The sequence below is a fragment of the Patescibacteria group bacterium genome, assembly GCA_041661625.1.
In the GTDB taxonomy this organism is placed as follows: Bacteria; Patescibacteriota; Patescibacteriia; order JAHIZJ01; family JAHIZJ01; genus JBAZUB01.
Genome location: JBAZUB010000001.1, coordinates 369,703 through 386,825 on the forward strand (window position 1 = coordinate 369,703; position 17,123 = coordinate 386,825).

A 17,123-nucleotide genomic window follows, 5' to 3' on the forward strand; every position below is an offset into this window, starting at 1 on the left:
GGTGGATGCCTCAAAGTAACACTATTAAATCACTGAATAAATTTATAGGATACATCGTTAGCCACACCAGGTTGCAGGTTTTCTTTTTTTTTTTTGGATTATTGCAATATATTGACTTTTCTGTTTTAATAATGAGTGACTGTTGATTATATTATTTGAAATAATCCAATGAAAGCACTTGTTACGGGTGGGGCTGGATTTATCGGCTCTCATTTAGTTAAAGCTCTGGTTGAACGTGGCGATACAGTGCGCATTCTAGACAACCTTTCCACTGGTAAACGCTCAAATTTACACCCTGAGGCTGAATTTATTGAAGCAGACATCACCAATCTTGAGCAGATCAAACCAGCTTTCAAAGAAATCGAAGGTGTGTTTCATGTGGCTGCATTGCCCCGAGTTCAAGCGTCGATTGAAAATCCGATCGGCTGCAACGGATCAAATATTGATGGCACGCTCAATGTTATTTGGGCAGCCAAGGAGGCTGGGGTAAAACGTATCGTCTACTCTGCCTCATCGTCTGCTTATGGTGATTCGCCCGTGATGCCGCTCAAAGAAACTATGAAACCGGAGCCGATCAGTCCTTACGCCCTGCAAAAATATGTCGGCGAGGAATACATGAAATTAGCAGCCATGTTCTGGGGACTAGAAACAGTCTCTCTAAGATACTTTAATGTGTTTGGCCCGAATATGGCATCGGAAGGTGCTTATGTAACCGTGATCGCCATATTCAACCGACAGAAATTGAACAATCAACCCCTAACACCTACTGGCGATGGTGAACAGACCCGTGATTTTACATTCGTCGGAGATGTCGTCCGAGCCAATATGCTAGCAATGGAAAGCCGAAAGGTTGGCCAAGGCGAAGTGATCAATGTTGGCAATAGTGACAACCGGAGCGTGAATTACATCGCCAGCGTAGTCGGCGGTCCGATCCAACATATCGCCGCTCGTATCGAGCCGCGTAATTCCCTGGCCGACACCACCAAGGCCAAAGAACTGCTCGGCTGGCAGCCACAAACCAGCTTCGATGCTGGATTAGAACAGACTATCAAATGGTATAAAGATAATTCCGAACAATTTATTACGAAATAACCGCAACAATGGAAGACTCATTAAACCACAGCAATGCTACTTCAGACTTTACCAAACCGGTAACAAACGTCACTTCGGAGTCTAGCACAACGCCACTAAAATATTCTGTAATCGTGCCGGTTTATAATGAAGAAGGTGCGGTTACCGCGCTACACTCTGAAATTGTTAAGGTGATGCGGGGATTAAATCAGTCTTTTGAAATAATATTTATTGATGATGGCAGCAGCGATCAGACATTTGAACGCCTGAACAGCCTCTCCCCCATCAAAATTGTTCGGTTCCGAAAAAACTTTGGCCAAACAGCCGCACTCGATGCCGGATTCAAATATGCTCAGGGTGAAATATTCATCACACTCGATGGTGACGGACAAAATGATCCGAATGATTTTCCGAAATTACTAAAAAAACTAGATGAAGGATATGACTTGGTTTCTGGTTGGCGTAAAAACCGTCGAGATGATTTCTCAAAACGATTAATTTCGAAGGGGGCAAGTATCTTAAGACGGTTTTTCGTGGCTGATAATGTCAAAGATTCCGGCTGCACGCTAAAAGTGTATCGACGCGAATGTTTTGCAGATTTTGATCTATTCGGAGAGATACATCGGTTTATACCAGCCGTACTAGCGTGGCATGGATTCAATATCGGCGAACTGGAAGTTAATCATCGGCCCCGCATAAGCGGTCAGACTAAATACAACTGGAAGCGCGTTCTAAAAGGTTTAATTGATATGATTAGCGTTTGGTTTTGGAGAAAATATGCCACTCGACCCCTGCATCTTTTTGGCGGTCTCGGAATTGTATTGGGTGGATGCGGTGTAATCATGGGACTGACGTTATTTATACTGAGAGCGTTCAGAATTATTTCGCTCGTCAACAGTGTTTGGCCGCTGGTTTCATTCTTCCTGATACTGGCCGGCATTCAACTTTTTATTTCTGGCCTCTTGGGTGATATCGCGATTAAAACCTACTTTCGAGATAAGAAAATGTTTTATTCAATTAAGAATACTATTGAAAATAATAAATGATGCGAATACTCATTTACAATATTTTATCATGACAGTCGACAAGCTGAAATTGGGAATTCGCACTATTCCAAATTGGCCGAAAAAAGGTATTATATTTCGCGATATAACGCCAATTCTTGAGGATAAGGATTTATTTAGACTATTGATCGACGAACTAGCCAAGCTGGTTCCGGATAGCCCAATAGACAAGGTCGTTGGCATCGATGCGCGCGGATTCATTTTGGCCTCGGCTCTAGCCTACAAACTAGGAACAGGTTTAGTCATTGTCAGAAAAAAGGGTAAACTGCCCTATAAAACAATCAGCCAAGAGTACGCTCTCGAATACGCCAGCGGTAATCTTGAGATACACTCGGACTCCATCAGGCCTGGTGAAAATGTTCTTCTTTGCGATGATCTCTTAGCGACCGGAGGAACGATGCGGGCAGCCAGCGACCTGGTCCAGAAGCTTGGAGGTAATATTAAAGGCGTATTGTTCTTTATAGTACTTGAGAGCCTGCGGGGTATCAATCAATTGTCAAATTTTAACGTAAAATATTTAGTTAAATTCTAGCTGGTATGGAAAATGTGATTGGAATAATTGGCGGCTCGGGTTTGTATGACTTTCTACCCGGAGAAGAGTTGACCGTAACAACTCCCTATGGACAGCCATCGGATCGTCTGTTGATATCAACTTATAAAAACAGAAAAATAGTTTTTTTACCGAGACACGGAAAAATTCATCAACTCCCGCCACATAAAATAAATTATCGCGCCAATATTTACGCCCTGAAAGAGTTGGGGGTAACACATATCCTTGCGCCTTGCGCCGTTGGATCATTAAAACCCGATCTAAAGCCAGGCGATTTCGTTGTCTGCGATCAATTGATCGATCGAACCAAGTCCCGAGTCGATACTTTTTTTGATGGTCCAAAGATCGCCCATATCTCGATGGCTGAACCTTACTGTCCCGAACTTAGGGGGGTCGTCATTTCGAGCTGTGCTAATCTTTCACTTCCCTGCCATACGACCGGCACCGTCGTCATAGTTGAGGGACCAAGATTTTCAACTAAGGCCGAATCGCGAATGTACGCCCAAATTGCCGACGTGATTAATATGACTCAATATCCGGAAGTTGTGTTAGCCCGAGAAAAAGAAATCTGCTACACCAACATTTCGCTCATAACTGATTTTGATGCTGGTGTACCAGGTCGAGAGGATATTACCGCCGTCACGGCAAGATCATATGCTGAGGTTTTTAAGGCTAGTCTCGTAAATGTTAAACAAGTATTATTTGACGTTATCGAGCACATACCTGAACAGTCGCACTGTAATTGTGCACATGCCCTAGAAGATGCCATTTCCTGATAACTCAAACTCGTGAGAATATTAATGCTTAATTATGAGTACCCGCCACTGGGTGGTGGTGCCGGTAATGCGACTTTGTATTTATTAAAAGAGTTCTGCCGGCAGAATGATTTCTTTATTGATCTGGTAACCAGTTCACCCGATCAGTCTTACGTCAAATCACTTTCGGATAAAGTCCGAATTCACGGACTCAACATAAACAAGCATAATCATAACCTCCAGCATCAGTCTTATCGTGACCTGCTAACCTATAGCTGGCGTGCAAATAAATATATCCGCACATTGCACCACGGCAACAACTTTGATTTTGTCCATTCGTTTTTTGCTGTCCCATGTGGCATTGTGGCAGAACGCTTAAACAAACCCCAAATTATCTCACTCCGCGGAACCGATGTTCCCGGACACAATCCGAAGTTTCGCTTGGCCTATTCGATTCTTCATCCATTTATCAAACGTGTGTTTCGAAACGCCAATATTATTGCCGCCAACAGTGACGACCTGAAAAACGAGGCCCTGAATTTCGAGCAACGCCAGTACGAGATAATTCCCAACGGAGTTGATTTGGATTTTTATTCACCATTCCTAGAGCGTCCGTCCGATTTTCGCATCTTATACGTTGGCCGCCTCCACGCCGTCAAGAACATTCCTATCCTGATTGAAGCGTTCGCAAAATTTGTTTCGGCGGGCGTACCGAATGCCAAATTAACTCTGACTGGCGATGGTCCGGAGCTGCTAGCATTGAAACGACAGGTTCAGAAATTAGGCCTTGAACAGGCGGTCAATTTTACCGGACACTTATCAAAAGACCGGCTGCGAGATGAGTATCGCAACTGCTCTGTGTTTACCCTACTCTCAGCGGGTGAGGGCATGAGCAACACGCTCTTGGAAGCAATGGCTTGCGGTACGCCAATATTAACCACACGCACCGGCGGAGCGGCCCAGCTGGTCGACGCATCAAATGGCTGGATCGTGTCCGAAGCCAATACTGCCACGGTGAGTGAGGCAATCAAACTAATATATCAGTCCCGCGCGGTATTACAGTCTATGGGCCAAGCCAGCCGAGCTAAAGCGGAAACTTTGAGCTGGGCCAATACTGCCAAACAATATGCTAACCTCTACCATCGAATGTATGAATTGGCGTAAACCTATCATCACCGGATTGCTCTCTCTCACCCGCGATCACACCCTAAGTCATCTGCGCACAATGTTGGCTATGGAATATCGCCCGCCCGCCGAGATTGCTTCATACCAGACTGATTGCCTGCGCCAAATTATTATCCACGCTTACCACAATGTTCCCTATTATTCACATGTTCTCAAAGACGCCGGTGTGATTTTATCGAACGACAAAATCGACCTGTCGCGATATTCATACTTGCCTGTCTTAACCAAAGATATTATCAAAAATGAGTTTGCCAACCTGCAAAGTCGCGACAGCGCCAACCGCCATCCCTACCCTAATTCATCGGGTGGTTCAAGTGGAACGCCACTGAAAATCACCCAAGACCGAGCATATCACGAATGGAATGTCGCCAACTCAATCTATTATAAAACTTTCGCCAAACAGGCGATCGGCCAAAGCGAATTGCGTCTGTGGGGTTCGGAGCGTGATTTGGAAATTGGTCATGAAAAAATATCCACCCGGCTGCGCAACTGGCTGTACCATCGACGCGAGATAAACGCGTTTCGCATGACGCCGACCGATATGGTAAAATATGCTGCAGACTGGAACTGTTTCCGCCCGCGCTGGATTGAATCATACGTTGACGCTATGTATGAATTCGCGAATTTTTTTGAGGTTAATCATATCTCGATGCATACTCCGGTCGGCATACTTACTTCAGCCGGCACCCTCTACCCCTTCATGAAGGAAAAGATTGAACAAGTGTTTGGTTGTCCGGTGATTAACCGATATGGATCCCGCGAAGTCGGCGGTATCGCCTGCAGCTGTCCGGGTGGTCAGGGGCTGCACCTGAGCGCATGGAATTCATTCGTAGAAATACTCAATGATGACTTACGCCCAATCGCTGCTGGCCAGATGGGCCGAGTCTATGTCACCACGCTACATAATTATTCCATGCCATTGCTTAGGTATGATATTGGCGACTTAGCAGAGTATGCCTTATCTGGCTGTACTTGTGGACGCGGCACCCCCCTATTGGCCAAGGTTCATGGCCGGGAAATGACAGTGTTCCGAACCAGGGATAAAACGATTGTCCCGGCTGAATTCTTTATTCATTACATCGGCGTAGTATTCAACCAGGGCAGTATAAATAAGTTTCAGGTGGTGCAAAAAGATTATGACCAGATCTGCATTAACGTTGTTACAAAAAACCAAGCTTCAGTCACCGCTCTTGCTCCGGACGTCGAACATACAATCAGGCGAGCGATGGGCAGTGATTGTAAAGTTGACTGGAACTTCGTTGACGACATCCCCCGGCTATCCAGTGGTAAATATCTCTACGTGGTCAGTGAGCTAAAGCCACCGGACCAGACAACTAAATCGAACTGATATTTATCAATGAATAAAGTCGGACTATACAAATTTTCAGGGCCAGATCTCGACCGAATCATTCAGGATGGATTCGTCGCGTTTGGCATGGAAGAAAAACTGCGCCGCATCAAGACCGTATTCCTGAAACCAAACCTGGTGGTAGATATCAAGCAGTACATTGATGAAGGTGCTAATACCGACATTCGAATAATTGAGGCGATTTTGAAATATTTGTCGGCCTACACCCATCTTAAAATCTATCTCGGCGAAAGCGAATCCGGCACCCGCATTAAGGGTCGGAAGCTTGATCGTGCCTTGGAAATAATGGGTGTGAATGCACTCAAAGATAAATACAACTTTACTATCGTCAATCTCACTTACGATCGTCATATTCGAGTGCCCATACCAGGAGGCAAATTCGTGACCGATTTAATCATGGGAGAGACCCTGATGGCGTCAGATCTAATCATTAACCTGCCAAAGATCAAGACGCATAAATATGCCACGATTACCTGCGCCCTTAAAAATATGTTTGGCACTATCCCGGACCCGCGCCGCATCATTTATCATAAGAACATTCATCAGACATTGGCCGATTTGAATCAGTTGTTTTACGATAAAATGTTTATTGTCACCGATGGCATTGTCGCCATGGAGGGCAATGGCCCGCTCTATGGTCGGCGAGTAAATCTCGATGTCATGCTTTTTGCCGATAACCCCCTGCTCAATGACGCGACCGTCGCCCAAATTATGGGTTTTGATCCTGTCAAAATACAACATATCAGTTTATGCAATGACTGGGCCAAATGCGATCTCAATAATATTTCAATAGTTGGAACTGGGAATCTCAAAGATGTCCGCCGTAATTTTCAGCCCTCAAAAAAGAATTTGTTTATCACTATCGAGGGTCATCTGATGCAACATAAGTGGATTGTGAATATTTTATTCAGTGAATGGTTTCAAACCAAAATAACCTATCGGTTGCGCCACATTTTGAAGCGGCTGCGCGGTGGAAGCTATAGTTGGTATTTTAAAGAATCTAATAAACCCAATGATCCAAAACGTTAATCATATTTTATGACGAGCTCCCCAAAGAAACCCTTAATACTTTGCGCTATTACGCTCGATACCGAACCTGATTGCGATATTAATTGGCGGATCACAAAACCGATCGCATTTTCTTCCGTAACGCGCTTTATTCCTGAACTATACCGACCACTTTGGAATAAGTACGATATCAACCCGACTTACTTCACCTCCCCTTCTGTGATCAAGGATGATGCTTGCATTCGCATCCTTAAAAACGAACAGGAACAGGGAGCTGAAATTGGCGCCCACCTTCACCCAGAATATATTGAGCCACAACAAAAATATAGTGACGCCAGTGGCACCGTCGCCGATGAGTTTACCTGCTCCGTTTACTCGAAGGAAGTTGAATTTGAAAAAATTAAGAACTTTACCGAACTAATCGAGGCTCGCATCGGTCGCCGACCCATTTCTTATCGAGCTGGTCGTTTCGGGGCGGATCTCGACACCATCCAATCCCTTAAAAAGCTTGGGTACCGGTCGGATAGCTCGGTCACCCCATTCATTGACTGGACAACCAGAGGCGGGCCCGACCACTCAAACGCACCAATCCAGCCCTACTATGTTGCATCAGAAAACTTCTACGAGGCCAACGATGACCCAAATACAATTCTTAAAATTCCCTTAACTATTTTTGGTAAACGACTAGGCCGCTTCGGACGCCTGCTGCCGGATAGCTGGCTGTATTATCAATGGCTGCGCCCGACCCACATGACCGTAATTGAACAAAAACGTCTGATTTCAAAGACCATCCAACTATATCAAGACCAGCCGATTATTGTCTTCACGATGATGTTTCATTCGATGGAGACGGTAATCAAAGGAACGCCGTTTGTCAGATCAAAAATCGAGCAGAAAATGTACCTTAATCGTTTAACTCAGATCCTTCAATATCTCAAGAAACTGGGTTGTCAATTTGTCAGCGTTAACCAGGTGGCTCAGCTGTATCGAGAAAATAACATTATACCCGAACTGTCCACCCTGAAACGAGGACTGCGGTTCAACAACTATCTTCGTTATAAAAATATCAGCGCTAAACAGTATAACAAGCGCTTCCTGCCAACATACTTTTTTTGGCGCATGCCATCTGACCGCATCTTAATGCCGTTGGTAAAATCAATTCACCACCGTAATATTCTCGACGTCGGCTGCGGTACGGGATGTTATACCAACTTTTTCACGGCACAGGACAATCGTGTACTGGGGGTCGATAAAAACGTTCACCTCGCCACCGGCCAATCGTTCCCGGTAATCGAGAGTGGCGCAAATGACTTCAAAGACAAAGTGCCTGGAAAATACGACTTAGTATTTTCGTCTTGGTTGGCCGATTATCTAGGACCCAATGAACTGCAAGCATTCATCCAAAACTCGCACGCGGTACTTGAGCCAAACGGCGAATTGATATTTACGGCCATATCGCCAAAAGGCTGGGGTGGTCTATATATCTGGATGGCGCGCCACGTGCGACACGTCAAGAAATACTGCTACCGACACGCTGAAATTCGACGTTGGATGGAACAATCGGGTTTTTCTAATATCGAAATAATCCCGATGAATTCTTGGCTCAAGATTCCTTGGGCGTATATAGTAAAAGCCAAAAAACCCGTCACGCCACCCGATCAGACAATGGCAGGGTTTAGCCAACCGATAAAAATCGGTTTGCTGGCTCGTGGCTTAACTAGCGGCGGCGTGACCCGATTCATCAACAATGTTCTGTCCGAATTTGATAACGTAAACAATCCCCATTATCAATTTGTGTTATTTACCGACGAACCAAGCTACCAAAACAGCTTTACTCGCGTCAAGGTAGCATACGTTAAAAAGATAAACAAAATATTGTGGGAGTATTTCCAAATCTTTCCGAGTATCCGCCGGGAAAAGTGCCACTATATGATCTATCCGAAGTGTACCATTCCCCTAACCCACCTGGTATTCTCATTCAAAAAACTGGTCGTAATACACGATCTAGCTTTCATGAAAGAAAAGTTTCTGGAATATAAACTGATGGATACTATATATCTAAAGTTGGCTGCTCCAATTTCATGTAATAAAGCTGACTACGTTCTAGCGGTCTCCGAAGCTACGAAGCAGGACGCGATTCGTAAAATGGGCCTCAAGCCCGATAAGCTTAAAGTGATATTTGAGGCGGTAGAAGAGCGGTTCAAACAACCGGTCCCCCAACAACGAATCGAAGAAATATTCCGCAAACTTAACATTGAGGCACCCTACTTATTTTATTGCGGCGTGCTAAGCCCGCGCAAAAACGCGCTACGGATGTTTCAAGCCTTTGCCCAGGTCAAAGACCAAATCCCTCATAACTTCTATGTCACCGCCAGCCAATCTTGGTATGACGCCGACGTACGACAATTTATCAAGGACAATCTGGCGGACCGAGTGTTTTTTCTAGGCTACATTACCGAAGAAGAGCTAAGAGCGCTTTACCAAAGAGCGACTCTCTACTTGTATCCATCAATTTTTGAAGGGTTTGGCTTGCCAATACTGGAAGCTCAGGCGTCTGGCTGTCCCGTACTAACTTCAAATGTCACCAGCTGTCCCGAAATTGCCGGCCGTGGAGCGTACATCGTAGACCCCTACTCTATCGATGATATTCGTGATGGTATTATCAAGATTATTTCTAATGAGTCTTACCGACAACAGTTGATCGAGTATGGAAAACGAAATTTGGAGAGATTCAGTTGGGGCTTGGTGGTCCATAAGATCCTCGCATTAACAACGCATCGCCACACCCATGACTAGCCCGGCTGATCAATCGCTCTTAATCAGTGTTGTGATGCTGAATTACAATGGTTTGGCGTATCTTCAGCAAACCATTCCCCCGTTGCTGCAGCTTGATTATACGCAATACGAAATATTGGTCGTAGATAATCACTCAACCGATGAAAGTATCAACTTTCTAAGATCGGCATCGCGTCGTGATCCACGTTTACGTCTAGTTGAATACCAAGAAAACACCGGCTACGGCCGGGGCAAGAACCTGGGCGTGGCTAAAGCCAAGGGAGAGTATATTTTATTACTTGATGAAGATATACTAATCGAGACGCCCACATTATTATCAGAGCTCATTCAGTTGTACCAAAGACTGTCTAACCCAGGCTTCATCAGCTTGTTAATGAAGGAACAAACCGATCAGACGAAGACGAAACTGTATGGCGGTTTTATCAGCCTATTTTCGGTCTACGCCAACCGGCCCCTGTCGATTGACGCTCTATCCAAACAAGAGTTCCATCCGGCCAGCTCACCCGACGGTGGAGCGATATTTTTCAAGAAAAGTACCTTCACCACGCTCGGCGGATATGATGTCTCCCAGCCATATTATTTAGACGTGGGCGACCTGGGCTTACGGGCGGCCATTTACGGATACCGTACCTATGTATATAATAAGCAAATATTATGCCACTTAGGCACGGCTCGAAAAACAAATAAAGCTGGCTGGCTCTGGAAATATGGTTATCATTTTTCCGGACTGTCACGGGTAATGTTCAAAAACTACCGACTGGTGAATTTGTTGATTGCTTACCCGTATTTCTGCTTAATCTGCATTATGAAAACGGCACTAAATATGCTACGCTACAGAGACTGGCATGTTGTGTCCCGTTTCATGTTTTCCGTTGGATACTTTTTTAATAATTATAAATCACTCATAAAAGAGCGGCGCAGAATCCAGACCGAACGGACCCTGCCAGATGACGTATTCCTAAAAATCAAACGACCAATATGAAAGTACTATTCCTATTTCCAATAATTGAAAATCTGGCGGCGTTTAATTCCGGCGTCGGTTCGATAGCCGCCGTACTGAAACAAAACCATCATGATGTCCGTGTTTATGTAATTCGCAATACCAGCTATCACGCGATAAAAAAAGAAATCGAAGATTATAAACCGGATGTACTGGCAATTTCGTGCTACACCAATTATTGGAGCTACATCAAGGAAACAGCGGCTAGGATAAAACGAGATTTTAATTTGCCAATATTCGTTGGTGGCAAGCACGCCATTCTATTCCCAAACTGTCTAACTGAAACCAAAGACATTGACGGCTTGTGCGTCGGTGAGGGTGAATACTCACTGCTGAATATCATTAAGAAACTTGAACGCGGTGAAGACTATCGAGATGTAAAAAATTTCTGGTTCTGGCGCGATGGTAAAATTATCCGAAACGAACTTGATGATCTTGTGGTTGATCTGAATACGCTGCCATTTCCAGACCGATCCGCTTTCCCACGCCATGTTGTCTTAAGCTACCCCAATCTGATGTTCTCTCGAGGCTGTCCGTATTCCTGCGCGTACTGCTGCAACAGCCGACTGAAACAAATATTCCTGGGTAAAGGACCGGTAATTCGTATTCGTGGCGCTGACTCGGCGATTGAGGAAACGGAGAGATTCGTTAAAGAATATCATCCGACACACCTTTGTTTTGACGACGACAGCTTCACGAAGGACAAACAATGGCTGACTGATTTTTGCCGGCAGTATCGCCAAAGAGTCGGACTCCCCTACTACTGCAATACTAGACCCGAGTTATTTGACGAAGAGACCGCCATTATATTGCGCGATAGTGGCTGTCGCAGTATAAGCATCGGTATTGAGTCAGGCGACGAAGAATACCGTAAAAAATACCTCAACCGATACATGCTGAATGAGCACATTATCACCGCCTTTGCTTTGGCAAAAAAACATGGCTTGGAAACATCGTCATTCAATATGGTTGGTATGCCTCATGAAACAGAAGCTAGCGTGCTCAAAACCATCGAACTAAACCGCATCATCCAACCGACCGATGTCCAGGTATCGATCTATTACCCCTTCCCAGGCACGCCATTGGGCGACCTATCCTATCGCGAAGGTTTTGTGACAAAAAAACAATCTTTCAACTTCATAAATAAATCAGTGCTAAAACTACCCGATCTGACCCAGTCGCAAATTATTCACTTTGCCAAGACATTTCAATATGAGGTGTTTAAGAAAACCGACTACCGTAAAGCCGTCTATCTTCTGCTCCGGCGCTGGTTTATTTTTTCGCCAGTCTATCAAACTTACAAACGGATACAGGGTTACTTTGTAACAAATGCCTGATACGAACCCAACGGTTTCGGTAATTATGTCCGTTTACAACACCGAATGTTACATTTCGGAGGCGATCCTATCTATTTTGAACCAGTCACTGACTGATTTTGAATTCATTATCGTTAACGATGGATCAACCGACAACACCCAAACCATACTAAATAAATTCCAGAAACAAGATAGCCGTATTACAGTTATTTGGAATGAAACTAATCTTGGACTCATTAAATCTTTAAACAAGGCGCTTGATACTGCAACAGGAAAATATATTGCACGCATGGACGCAGACGATATTTCCCTGCCCCATCGACTAGCCATCCAGACAGAATTTCTAAGATCGCACAGTGATATATTTCTTGTCGGCACCGCTACAACCATTATTGATGAGCGCGGTCAAGTATTGGGCACAACTCGTGTAACTACCAAACCGGATGCTATTTGCGCAAAGCTGGAGAAATCAAATTGCTTGTCCCATCCGTCAATAATGTTTTTATCCGAACCATTCATCCGATACCGCGACAAAGCTTTACACTGTGAGGATTATGACTTATATCTCCGCCTACTGCTGGCTGGAAAGAAATTGGCCAACTTATCGGAACCGTTAATCAAGTATCGTTTTATTAAACAATCTATTTCTTTTTCTAATTCTTTTTACGCTCACAAATTTGCCCTGAAGATGCGGCATTTTTATTTTCAATGTAAATCGACCGGATGGAGTGATTACGATAACTTTAATCCAAAAACCATCCTCGAATTAAAACCGCCCAAGTTTAGCGAGCGCCTAGCGGATGAACGCTATATCAACCTACTGTATGAACTACACAACCGGGGTTTGTTGAAGAAATACGCGGCCAAATATTTGTCACAGCATGGCTTTTTCAATAAAGTGGCTATCTACTACCTGATCGCCTGCCTGCCGCAGCGCATTATTCGACTGATGGAGAAATTACACAACCGCTAGTATGACGCAACTGTCAGACACAAATCTCGCCTTATTTCTGGATAATGGAACTAGCCTCGAACGCTGGGATCAGGTTGGCATCCTAAGTCGCGAGCTAGCCATCTATAATCGAATGGCCAGCAGTTTTAGGCGCATCTATATATTCACCTACGGCACGAAACAAGATTTGTCATATCAACACGCCGTTGAAAAAAACATTGTCATTATCCCAAAAGCTATTCGGCTCTATGATTATCTATACGAGATTGCCATCCCCTTCCGCCACCGCCGGATACTAGCTCAATGCGGGATACTAAAAACCAATCAGTGCTCCGGCTCGCTGGCGGCAATTATTACCAAATGGCTGTATCACAACAAATGCGTGGCGCGTTTCGGATTTGTCGGTTCATCCGTAGTAAAACGGCTCCACCGCCCGCTCCACTATCGCTGGTATATTGGTTTGTCTGAGTACCTGTCCTGTCGTTTTGCCGATCGTATTTTTATGCCAATGAAGAACAATGTCGACCATTTGCGTACACGCTATGCTTTTGCCAAAGACAAAATAGTTCAAATGAACAACGCCATCGATACTGATCTCTTTTCGCCTCAGCCGACTGAGAAAAAATATGATATCATATATGTAGCTCATTTAAATGACAATAAAAATCATCGAGCCATCCTTGAAGCTATTTCCGGGCTTACTGTTTCGGTGTGTTTCATTGGCCGAGGACCGCAAGAGCATTCCTTGAAAGAATTCGCCGCCCAGCAACACATATCGCTGGACATTATCGCGCAGGTTCCAAATCAGGATTTACCGAAATATTTTAACGCGTCCCGTTTGTGCGTGTTCCCGTCATTGCACGAGGGCAATCCTAAATCTTTACTGGAAGCCATGAGTTGCGCCCTGCCAGTGATTGGCTTTGACGTAACCGGTGTACATGACTTGATCATATCCGGTAAAACCGGCCTCCTTTCCCAAAACACTGTGTCGTCATTACGAAGCAATATCGAAATATTATTACAGGATAAAGCGCGACAAGCTGAGTTGGGCAAAAAAGCGCGTGCGTATATAATGGAATATTTTTCCTTGACCAACATCGCTCAAAAGGAGCTGGCAATTTATCAGCAACTACTAAATCATGATCATTAATTCCATTGGCAAATTCAAGCCTACGCGCCGCTGGCTGATTCGTACCAGCATCAAACTGCACAATCTGTCGTTAATGCTGATTAATTCTTTTGTGGTCGCAGACAATCACGGCATTCACCCCAAACACAGCTTGATGAAGTATCACAAATTCTTTACTGACCACATTCAATCAGATTCGGTCGTGCTCGATATCGGCTGTGGCATCGGAATCGTTGCGGCCGATGTAGCCAAAAAGGCCAAACGAGTCGTGGCGGTCGATCTCAATCCGGATAGCATTGCTTTTGCTAAAAAACATTATTTAGCGCCGAATATCGATTTTCGCTTGGCAGACGCGACTCGGGAAAAGTTTCAAGAGCAGTTTGATTACGTGATACTTTCTAACGTTCTGGAGCATATCACGGATCGGGCAGCTTTCTTGAATGACATTCGTCAGCTGGCTCCGACCCTATTGATTCGCGTTCCCATGATCAACCGGGACTGGCTGCCGCTGTACCAGCAGAGCTTAGGACTATTCCCCTACTCTGACAAAGATCATCGAACTGAATATACTTTCGAATCATTTCAAAACGAATTAAACCAAGCGCACCTCAGAATTGTCGAATCAACGATTCAGTTCGGGGAAATTTGGTCCGTGGTTGTGTCTTTATGATATGTAAAACAAGGCATATGGGCGCTATACTTTTATGACAATCCCATGAATACCCGGATAAAACAACTATTTGATAGTTTGCGAAACACTCTTGACCATACTTCGCAGCTTTTATATGTTGTGGAGCCAGCTCATTGGTCCATCCAGTATGATGGCAAATATATCACTCAAGCGCTGAATCAACTTAAGCTAGTTACCGCTCGAGCCGCCTTAACCGACCGAGGCTACCGAGGCGCTATTACGCATTATGGTTCCGAATATACGGCCCTACGGAGCATCCTAGACAACAAACCAACCACAGCTAAACACCGTGTATTGACTTGGTTCCATTACGTTCCTGACTTAAAGACCAACCAGCTTATCATTGATTCGCAAAGTTCTTTTGATCGTATTCACACTTCCTGTCACTCTACCAAACAACATTTAATCCAGGCCGGCATTAAAGAGACTAGCCTAACCGTTATTCCGCTTGGCGTGGATCTCTCGATATTCCGACCCGCCGAGTCAACCTCAAAACAGACCCAAAGAAAGAAACTGGGTATTCCCGAGAATGCCTGCATAATCGGTTCATTTCAAAAAGATGGCGACGGTTGGGGCAGAGGTGACGTGCCAAAACTTATCAAGGGACCGGATATATATATCAAGGTGGTTGAACAACTTTCAAAGACTCAACCAATATATATAGTTTTGGTCGGACCAGCTCGGGGCTATGTGATAAATGAGCTTACCAAACGCAACATCCCCTACCGGACATTTGGCTATCTCAACGATTTATCGGCGGTAGCCCGACTCTATAACTTGCTGGATCTTTATCTAATCACTTCTCGGATAGAGGGCGGCCCGAAACAAATTTTGGAAGCACTCGCTACCGGGGTTCCGGTCGTCAGTACAAAAGTCGGTATGGTGCCCGATATAATCAATGATGGCGAAGATGCTCTCTTGGCCGACGTTGAAGATGTTGACGCCCTGGTCCGACATAGTCTGCGGATTATCGAAGATAGCGCTCTCAGCCGCAAACTAGTCTCCAGCGGATTGCGCAAGGTGGCCCAATTTTCTTGGGATCGCATTGCTCAACGATACTACACCGAAATCTATTCTACTCTAATATGAAAATTCACATACAATATAAATTTAAAGACGGTCCTTATGGCGGCGGTAATCAGTTTCTAAAGGCGCTCAAACGACACCTCGAACAAATTGGCGTTTACGAAGCTGACCCATGGAAAGCCGACATAGTGTTGTTTAATTCGTTCCCATTCGATGCTCCCTGGTCGGATACGCAATTAATAATAAAATTAAAACAAAAAGGTAAAACCATCATCCATCGTATTGATGGACCAATCTCTGGCTATCGCGGACATCATATATATATTGATAAATCGATCTACCAATTGAATAATGTGCTTGCCGATGGTACCGTATTTCAATCTGAATTTTCGCAAAATGAAAATAAGAAACTAGGTTTAAAAACTAAGATTTTCGAAACTGTCATATATAACGCTGCCGATCCTGAAATATTCCACCCCCGCGGACGAATAGTTTTCGACATGAACCGGAAATTAAAAATTATCGCTACTAGCTGGTCACCGAATCAGAATAAGGGTTTTGCCGCATACCAATGGCTCGATCAGCACCTAGATACCAAAAAATATGAAATGATATTTATCGGCAATAGCCCCACTGTTTTTAAGCGTATAAAACATATTCCACCCGTAGACAGCTACAAACTCGCAGAATACTTGCGCCAATCCGATGTGTACTTGAGCGCATCAATGAATGATCCATGTTCTAATTCATTGATCGAGGCGCTCCAATGTGGATTACCGGCTATTGTTCTCAAGAGTGGTGGTCACCCGGAGCTAATCCGTGATGCTGGACTGACATTCAATAAACCCGAAGAAACATCCACATGTCTAGATATTATGTCCAGCCAATACGAACGGCATCAGAAGGCTATTGTCAGCCCATCAATAAGATCTGTCGTTAATCAGTATCAAGCCTTTGCAGAAATGGTACACACCACTAGGACACGCCAGACTACTGGCCCATCCTTTACCAATCGAATGAAACTAGATCTCATGTCTATCGCCTACCTGATTCGTACTAGATTAACCTATTAGCAATATTTGTATAGATCGGCGATATTGTGTACAATATAAGGGTTAATTTCAGCCTGGACTAATTTTTTATTTCGAAAAAACGATGACTAGGGGACCCTTCAACACCGTGGCAGATAATCGTGTTTTGGCTACGCTTGG

The 17,123-nt window shown here is 44.5% G+C and carries 15 protein-coding genes; all 15 read left to right on the plus strand.

All coding sequences use genetic code 11. The features are described 5' to 3' along the window. Positions 1-168: 168 nt before the first annotated feature. From WC734_01950 to WC734_02020, 15 genes are read left to right on the plus strand one after another with little or no spacing between them, the layout of a single operon-like run. Entirely contained in the window at positions 169-1,092 is a 924-nt protein-coding gene (locus WC734_01950) for an SDR family oxidoreductase (GenBank protein ID MFA6197901.1), read from the plus strand. A gap of 8 nt (positions 1,093-1,100) precedes the next feature. Next, positions 1,101-2,117 carry a glycosyltransferase family 2 protein gene (locus WC734_01955; protein ID MFA6197902.1) on the plus strand — a complete coding sequence of 339 codons (1,017 nt, stop codon included), beginning with the start codon at positions 1,101-1,103 and terminating at the stop codon, positions 2,115-2,117. A 28-nt stretch (positions 2,118-2,145) separates the two neighbouring features. Beyond that, on the plus strand, positions 2,146-2,667 hold the full coding sequence (locus tag WC734_01960; protein ID MFA6197903.1) for an adenine phosphoribosyltransferase: 522 nt from the start codon (positions 2,146-2,148) through the stop codon (positions 2,665-2,667). A gap of 5 nt (positions 2,668-2,672) precedes the next feature. After that, the gene (locus WC734_01965; GenBank protein MFA6197904.1) at positions 2,673-3,461 is read left to right on the plus strand and encodes an S-methyl-5'-thioadenosine phosphorylase; all 789 of its coding nucleotides are present in this window, start codon (positions 2,673-2,675) and stop codon (positions 3,459-3,461) included. A 24-nt stretch (positions 3,462-3,485) separates the two neighbouring features. Further along, the gene (locus WC734_01970) at positions 3,486-4,604 is read left to right on the plus strand and encodes a glycosyltransferase family 4 protein (GenBank protein MFA6197905.1); all 1,119 of its coding nucleotides are present in this window, start codon (positions 3,486-3,488) and stop codon (positions 4,602-4,604) included. Beyond that, positions 4,591-5,973 (plus strand): phenylacetate--CoA ligase family protein, encoded by a 1,383-nt coding sequence (locus tag WC734_01975; GenBank protein ID MFA6197906.1) that lies wholly within the window; start codon positions 4,591-4,593, stop codon positions 5,971-5,973. The genes WC734_01970 and WC734_01975 overlap by 14 nt, the downstream gene beginning before the upstream one ends. A 9-nt stretch (positions 5,974-5,982) precedes the next feature. Beyond that, entirely contained in the window at positions 5,983-7,023 is a 1,041-nt protein-coding gene (locus tag WC734_01980; protein ID MFA6197907.1) for a DUF362 domain-containing protein, read from the plus strand. A 9-nt stretch (positions 7,024-7,032) separates the two neighbouring features. Further along, positions 7,033-9,798, plus strand: a complete 2,766-nt coding sequence (locus WC734_01985) for a glycosyltransferase (protein MFA6197908.1) — start codon at positions 7,033-7,035, stop codon at positions 9,796-9,798. Then, complete coding sequence (locus tag WC734_01990; GenBank protein ID MFA6197909.1) at positions 9,791-10,780, plus strand: glycosyltransferase family 2 protein; 990 nt, start codon at positions 9,791-9,793, stop codon at positions 10,778-10,780. The genes WC734_01985 and WC734_01990 overlap by 8 nt, the downstream gene beginning before the upstream one ends. After that, positions 10,777-12,135, plus strand: coding sequence for a radical SAM protein (locus WC734_01995; GenBank protein MFA6197910.1), 1,359 nt, complete (start codon positions 10,777-10,779; stop codon positions 12,133-12,135). The genes WC734_01990 and WC734_01995 overlap by 4 nt, the downstream gene beginning before the upstream one ends. Further along, positions 12,128-13,087, plus strand: a complete 960-nt coding sequence (locus tag WC734_02000; GenBank protein MFA6197911.1) for a glycosyltransferase family 2 protein — start codon at positions 12,128-12,130, stop codon at positions 13,085-13,087. Before WC734_01995 ends, WC734_02000 begins: the two co-directional genes overlap by 8 nt. Before the next feature lies 1 nt (position 13,088). Then, positions 13,089-14,216: a glycosyltransferase family 4 protein gene (locus WC734_02005; protein ID MFA6197912.1), complete on the plus strand. Its 1,128-nt coding sequence runs from the start codon at positions 13,089-13,091 to the stop codon at positions 14,214-14,216. After that, positions 14,206-14,865 carry a class I SAM-dependent methyltransferase gene (locus WC734_02010; protein ID MFA6197913.1) on the plus strand — a complete coding sequence of 220 codons (660 nt, stop codon included), beginning with the start codon at positions 14,206-14,208 and terminating at the stop codon, positions 14,863-14,865. The genes WC734_02005 and WC734_02010 overlap by 11 nt, the downstream gene beginning before the upstream one ends. Positions 14,866-14,910: 45 nt before the next feature. Continuing rightward, positions 14,911-15,975: a glycosyltransferase family 4 protein gene (locus WC734_02015; GenBank protein ID MFA6197914.1), complete on the plus strand. Its 1,065-nt coding sequence runs from the start codon at positions 14,911-14,913 to the stop codon at positions 15,973-15,975. Next, positions 15,972-16,985 carry a glycosyltransferase family 4 protein gene (locus tag WC734_02020; protein ID MFA6197915.1) on the plus strand — a complete coding sequence of 338 codons (1,014 nt, stop codon included), beginning with the start codon at positions 15,972-15,974 and terminating at the stop codon, positions 16,983-16,985. Before WC734_02015 ends, WC734_02020 begins: the two co-directional genes overlap by 4 nt. Positions 16,986-17,123: the final 138 nt, after the last annotated feature.

What these genes read in the sequence shown, in the direction of transcription:
- WC734_01950 (MFA6197901.1), top strand. Translation starts at nt 169, where the DNA reads ATGAAAGCACTTGTTACGGGTGGGGCTGGATTTATCGGCTCTCATTTA.
- WC734_01955 (MFA6197902.1), top strand. Translation starts at nt 1,101, where the DNA reads ATGGAAGACTCATTAAACCACAGCAATGCTACTTCAGACTTTACCAAA.
- WC734_01960 (MFA6197903.1), top strand. Translation starts at nt 2,146, where the DNA reads ATGACAGTCGACAAGCTGAAATTGGGAATTCGCACTATTCCAAATTGG.
- WC734_01965 (MFA6197904.1), top strand. Translation starts at nt 2,673, where the DNA reads ATGGAAAATGTGATTGGAATAATTGGCGGCTCGGGTTTGTATGACTTT.
- WC734_01970 (MFA6197905.1), top strand. Translation starts at nt 3,486, where the DNA reads ATGCTTAATTATGAGTACCCGCCACTGGGTGGTGGTGCCGGTAATGCG.
- WC734_01975 (MFA6197906.1), top strand. Translation starts at nt 4,591, where the DNA reads ATGAATTGGCGTAAACCTATCATCACCGGATTGCTCTCTCTCACCCGC.
- WC734_01980 (MFA6197907.1), top strand. Translation starts at nt 5,983, where the DNA reads ATGAATAAAGTCGGACTATACAAATTTTCAGGGCCAGATCTCGACCGA.
- WC734_01985 (MFA6197908.1), top strand. Translation starts at nt 7,033, where the DNA reads ATGACGAGCTCCCCAAAGAAACCCTTAATACTTTGCGCTATTACGCTC.
- WC734_01990 (MFA6197909.1), top strand. Translation starts at nt 9,791, where the DNA reads ATGACTAGCCCGGCTGATCAATCGCTCTTAATCAGTGTTGTGATGCTG.
- WC734_01995 (MFA6197910.1), top strand. Translation starts at nt 10,777, where the DNA reads ATGAAAGTACTATTCCTATTTCCAATAATTGAAAATCTGGCGGCGTTT.
- WC734_02000 (MFA6197911.1), top strand. Translation starts at nt 12,128, where the DNA reads ATGCCTGATACGAACCCAACGGTTTCGGTAATTATGTCCGTTTACAAC.
- WC734_02005 (MFA6197912.1), top strand. Translation starts at nt 13,089, where the DNA reads ATGACGCAACTGTCAGACACAAATCTCGCCTTATTTCTGGATAATGGA.
- WC734_02010 (MFA6197913.1), top strand. Translation starts at nt 14,206, where the DNA reads ATGATCATTAATTCCATTGGCAAATTCAAGCCTACGCGCCGCTGGCTG.
- WC734_02015 (MFA6197914.1), top strand. Translation starts at nt 14,911, where the DNA reads ATGAATACCCGGATAAAACAACTATTTGATAGTTTGCGAAACACTCTT.
- WC734_02020 (MFA6197915.1), top strand. Translation starts at nt 15,972, where the DNA reads ATGAAAATTCACATACAATATAAATTTAAAGACGGTCCTTATGGCGGC.